The 4,899-nt window shown below is 39.9% G+C and carries 6 protein-coding genes; 2 read left to right on the forward strand and 4 right to left on the reverse strand.

Going from position 1 to position 4,899, the window contains the following annotated elements:
• Nucleotides 1–376 precede the first annotated feature (376 nt).
• Complete coding sequence (locus tag AC3LHT_RS07060) at nt 377–979, forward strand: LysE family translocator (RefSeq protein ID WP_290665821.1); 603 nt, start codon at nt 377–379, stop codon at nt 977–979.
• Between the two features lie 6 nt (nt 980–985).
• On the opposite strand, the gene rsgA is transcribed toward AC3LHT_RS07060, so the two are convergent.
• The 4 genes from rsgA to AC3LHT_RS07080 form a co-directional block, all read right to left on the reverse strand.
• Nucleotides 986–1,885, reverse strand: coding sequence for a ribosome small subunit-dependent GTPase A (gene rsgA / locus AC3LHT_RS07065; RefSeq protein ID WP_488662405.1), 900 nt, complete (start codon nt 1,883–1,885; stop codon nt 986–988).
• 299 nt (nt 1,886–2,184) lie between these two features.
• The gene (locus tag AC3LHT_RS07070) at nt 2,185–2,598 is read right to left on the reverse strand and encodes an FMN-binding protein (RefSeq protein ID WP_488662406.1); all 414 of its coding nucleotides are present in this window, start codon (nt 2,596–2,598) and stop codon (nt 2,185–2,187) included.
• Nucleotides 2,599–2,601: 3 nt separating this feature from the next.
• Nucleotides 2,602–3,198 (reverse strand): TetR/AcrR family transcriptional regulator, encoded by a 597-nt coding sequence (locus AC3LHT_RS07075; protein WP_290646965.1) that lies wholly within the window; start codon nt 3,196–3,198, stop codon nt 2,602–2,604.
• Between the two features lie 5 nt (nt 3,199–3,203).
• A complete protein-coding gene (locus AC3LHT_RS07080; protein WP_290646964.1) occupies nt 3,204–3,674 on the reverse strand; it encodes a flavodoxin domain-containing protein in 471 nt (156 codons plus the stop codon).
• 191 nt (nt 3,675–3,865) lie between these two features.
• Here AC3LHT_RS07080 and AC3LHT_RS07085 point away from each other — a divergent pair, with 191 nt between their 5' ends.
• Nucleotides 3,866–4,846 carry a DUF5700 domain-containing putative Zn-dependent protease gene (locus tag AC3LHT_RS07085; protein WP_488662407.1) on the forward strand — a complete coding sequence of 327 codons (981 nt, stop codon included), beginning with the start codon at nt 3,866–3,868 and terminating at the stop codon, nt 4,844–4,846.
• The last annotated feature ends 53 nt before the right edge of the window (nt 4,847–4,899 follow it).

Here is a 4,899-nt window from a genome sequence, read left to right on the forward strand (position 1 = left end):
GCCCTGTCTTATAGTCAACCGCGAAGCGGTTCATGGCAACTTCGTTAGAAGTTCAAAGCAACTGCGCAAGCAGTTCATAGCAGGTTTTTGCTGGTAAGAACCAGTGTGGTATGAGGCGGCTGTCGCCATGGCAAGAACTGAGAGTAAGAACATCTAAACCACAACTAGACCCTAGACCCTGTTCCATAGTCGATTGCGCTAGCAATTCAAGGCAACCGCGGAGCGGTTCAGGGCAACTCTGCAGGAGTTCAGAGCAATTGCGTTAGCAATTCATAGCGCGTTTTAGCAGCAACTCTCTCGACTTCCTTCCTCATTCATTTTAGGAAATCACGCGTTTATGGTAATATAAGCTAATACATTTTGAGGTGGGATAGCTGTGTTTCCATTGTTTCCCTTTTTGGCATATGTTCTTACTATGAGCTTCACTCCGGGACCAAATAACATAATGTCCATGGCCAACGGTAACCGTTTTGGGTATAGGAAAACTTTGAAATTCCTTTTAGGTGTTGCTTCAGGATTTTTCACGCTTTTAATCTTGAGTGGGATTTTCAACATGGCACTTGAAAAACTGATGCCGGAAATCAAGCCCTATATAAGAGTTTTTGGAGCTTTATATATTGGCTATCTTGGTATCAACGTAATGATACCGCATAAGCAAGTCAAAGATGCCCGGACAAACTTCAACAATTATCTTGTGGGTTTTGCCATGCAATTTGCTAATCCAAAGGGAATTCTTTTTGGGATAACGGTCATGGCTAATTTTGTAATCCCTTATTACACCTCCGCCATCGCCTTGATTCTGTTTTCCCTTTTTATGTCTCTCGTCGCTTTTTCAGCGATTTCGAGCTGGACAGTTTTTGGTGTGCTTTTCCAGCGCTTTTTTTCTAACTATGGAAAGATTGTAAACATTATTTTGGGGCTCCTTTTGGTTTACAGTGCACTTTCCATTTCGGGGATTTTTGAACTGATAAAACAATAATGAACATTATCTTCCCCTGAGTTTTATGTAATTCTTGTACCTCCGTTCTTCCAGAATTCCTGATTCAACCGCCTCTTTTACCGCACATCCTGGCTCATCTATGTGCTTGCAATCTCTGAACCTGCATTTTTTTGAAAGTTCTACAATGTCTTGAAAGGCGTTGGCGATCCCCGATCCATCATCAATGACTCCAAACTCTCTCATTCCGGGAACATCTATTATTTTTCCCCCAAAGGGGAGTTCATAAACCTGTGAAGAGGTTGTTGTGTGCCTCCCTTTATAATGACTGGTGCTGACCGAGCTGGTCTTTGCTTTTTCTTCTTCAAATATCACATTAACAAGTGAAGATTTTCCAACGCCTGAACTCCCAGTGAATACCGAGGTTTTGCCTTTTAGGAGAGCCTTCAATTCTTCGATACCCTCAGCTGTAACTGTGCTGGTTAGCAACGTTTTATAACCGAGGGCTTGATATTCTTCGATATCTTCAAGAATTTCGAGTTTTTCTATAAGGTCTATCTTATTGAAGCAGATTATTGGCTCAATTCCACCATGTTTAGCTGAGACAATATATCGCTCTATAAGATTTTTGTTGTATTCTGGATCTTTAACCGCAAAAACAAGAATTGCCTGATCGATATTAGCGGCTATTATTTGTTCAAGGTGCACCCCTTTTGGGCCTGCTCCTTTTCTGACTAACTTGCTTTTTCGCTTTTCTACTGAAGTTATTACCCCCCTACCGCCTACAACAGGCTGGAATTCGACATAATCTCCCACTACAACAAGCGTTTTGGTTGTCCGGCTTTGTTTAAAGAGTTTACCTCTGAGAGTACAGTCCACTTCTTCCTGTGTACCAGCATTTCTCACTCTGTAAAGACCCTTCTGAACATTTACCACTATTCCTCTCAAATCTCTCTACCTCCATAAAAAAACACGGCCTAAGCCGTGGTCTTTGGTTTTAGTATTAGAAATAAAAAAGCCACCGCTTTAGCACAGCGTGGCTTTCAAAGGGTTCTAAATATGTATGTTTATATGTTTGTTTTATAAGCTAAAAGAAAAAAGACGTCGGGAAAGCTACGCTATGCCGAATTGAGCTTATGAACTTGTTTATATGTCTTGATATTCTCCTGCTCATTCAGCACCACCTCCCGATGAAGAAATATTGTAATTCTCAGTTCATTATACACAAATTCAACTTAAAAAGCAAATTACATAGTTTGCACTTCGTTGTCTAACGCATTCTCAATTGCTTTTAATATGGTTTTGCTGCTGAATGTTGCGCCACTTATTATATCGACCTTGACACTTTGTTCTTCTATAACGCTGTTGATTATTTCTTCGGCTTTTTTGCCTTTTCCTGTTACATGCTCGATTATCTCAATATCACTTATCTTTCCATCGTCAATTCTCACACGAACCCTCGCACTGACAAGCCCAAGCTTGTAATTTCCATGGTAGTTTCCATCTTTGAGATTGGAGCAATCAATGTCTGAAAGTACAATGGTTTCCAGCTCTTTCTTCATTTGAGCATATTCGGCTGATAGCTTGATGACAACGAAACAGCCAAAAAGCACAATGGCCGCAACAACTACAATAAGAACGCGTTTTGCTGTTTTTTTCATTAATCAATCCCTCGATTCTGGTATCAGATATTCTATATTTGATTTCAATTCCTGAAGAAACCTTTCTGGCTCAAGCCGGGAAATGCCAAATCTTCGGGCATAAAACATTCCAAAGAGCATCGGGGTTATGATTCCTTCCAACCTTAATGCATCATCCTTTGAGTAGCTGTATTCATCTGCAAGAGCGTGAAAAAGCCCGATTCTCAGCTGGTACATTTCAGCGAAATTAGGCATCATTGATTCATCTTCAACAGTTCCAAGGCTTTCGTTCATGAATATGATCTTGAACAATTCAGTCTTTTCGAGAAAGAACCGTGCAAATTCCATGTACATAGCTTTCAGTTTTTTTGCTGCGGGTAAATTCAATGATAGCTTGTCTTGAAGCCATTTCATTATGTCGGCGGCATAACTATCCATAACAGCGTTGAGCAAGCTATTCAGATTGCCAAAGTAATTGTAAATGGTTGCTGGAGCGTACCCGGCTCTCTCTGCGATTTTTCTAACATTCAAGCCTTCCATGCCCTCTTCTTCAATGATTTCTCTGGTGGCTTTTACGAAATATTCCCTGCGCTTTTTGATTCTTTTTTCTTTATCTACCATCTTGTTCACCCTTCGAATTTTCTCGCGAAACTTTCGATGTTTTCTACCTTTACAGAAGGAAGTTCTTTTCCTTCAGACATTTTTTTGATCATTTTTCTGATGACAAAACCCATTTTTTCAAAATTGAATTCCCCACCAAAATAACCTTTTACACTGCAATGATTCAAAAAGCGCTCATTAAAATTGTTTGCAAGGTATTCATCGAGTTTTTCAGCTGTATCACCCATACAAAGGAATAACCCGAGTTTCTTCTCCATAAGTTCTGGATGCTTTCCAATGAATTTTTGCAGCTTTGAAGGTACTTTTCCAATGTGAATATAACTTCCGAAGATAATAGCATCGTATGCCCCAAGGTTTTCTTTTGCCGCGTCTCTCAGCTTTAGCAGTCTAGTTTCCGACTTAAGAGCCGCCGATAACTTTTTAGCACATTTCTCCGTCGTTCCGGTCTTGCTGGTGTAGATAATAAGTGTCTTCATCGAATTTCACATCCCTTCAATAAGTGAACGTTGTTCATATAATGAGCATAGTTTATCATATCTGCTATGGGTTGTCAATTGTTCTTTAAGAAACTTAAAATTAGCCTTGAAATCAATGTACTATTTGGGAATCTGGCATACAATGAGAATGAAATGATATAATCAAGCACGATGAATCGGGAGGGGATGTAATGAGTTGGATACACTTTGAATCTGTTTTTCTGTTAACTGAGTTGATCAAATCACAAGATATGAGCCTTGAGGAGAAAATCAAAACGGTAAAAGGATCTATCTTAAATGATATGTTCAATGAATTCAGTATAAGCAAAGATGAAGAAGAACAGGTTCTCAAAGCAGTCTTTCTAAAAAACTTTTCTGAAGCCGGATTATCAAAAGATGCTGCAGAGCTTGTTTACTACATTGAAAGATTGAAGGAAAGAGAGAAGGATGTCCTGGATTTTGCCGCTGAAATTTTGCCTGATGAAGATGCTATCTGGGAGGAAGTCATCGAAAAGGCAAAAGCATATCTTCCTTCAAATGCCTCTTTCAAGAGTTTTGAGCTTTACTTAACCCCAATGCCTCGAAATGCCCGGCTTACATCACGGAGTGCTTATTGTGACCCGCTGTTTGCCCTGGAAGTGGGAAAAGAGGGGCTTGTTTCCATGTGTACTCATCTTGCGCATCATGCCGGGCGTGAATCAGTGGTAGAAGAACTTGAATTTGATCCCGATTCGGTAAAGGATTTGATTGTGGAAAAATTCGTGATTTTAGAAGCTGAGGGTATAGCAAACTGTGTTTCAGATGCCAGGGACCTTCCTACAATGAATAAGTTGAAGGAATTCAGAGAAAAGATCGAAGATGAGTTCAGCGGCTATTTAGACATTTTGCAGGAACTGTATCTGGGATATCATCATGGTGAGTATGAAGGAGATCTTGAGAGCATGAAGAGCAAAGCGTGGCTTTTGAACTCTTTCATTGTTCCCGCAGGGTGCAGAATGGCACTTGAAATCGAGGATACCTTTGGTAGAAAAGCTCTTGTAGAGACAGTTGGTCACCCACTTGAGTTTTTGAAGCTCTATCAAAAAGCAGCCAAAAAGAAAAATCTATTTCTTTTTGAAAATGAAACCTTTAGTTACCTTGAAGAGGATTTGCAGGGACCTCAAGTAAGTTAAGAATAAAGCATGGAGGTGGTTAGATGATAATAGGCGCAGTTGTTCTTGTAGTA

The sequence above is a fragment of the Kosmotoga sp. genome, from assembly GCF_982836095.1.

Coding starts and splice junctions, on each gene's coding strand:
- AC3LHT_RS07075 (WP_290646965.1), bottom strand. CDS start 3,198: ATGGTAGATAAAGAAAAAAGAATCAAAAAGCGCAGGGAATATTTCGTA.
- AC3LHT_RS07080 (WP_290646964.1), bottom strand. CDS start 3,674: ATGAAGACACTTATTATCTACACCAGCAAGACCGGAACGACGGAGAAA.
- AC3LHT_RS07070 (WP_488662406.1), bottom strand. CDS start 2,598: ATGAAAAAAACAGCAAAACGCGTTCTTATTGTAGTTGTTGCGGCCATT.
- AC3LHT_RS07085 (WP_488662407.1), top strand. CDS start 3,866: ATGAGTTGGATACACTTTGAATCTGTTTTTCTGTTAACTGAGTTGATC.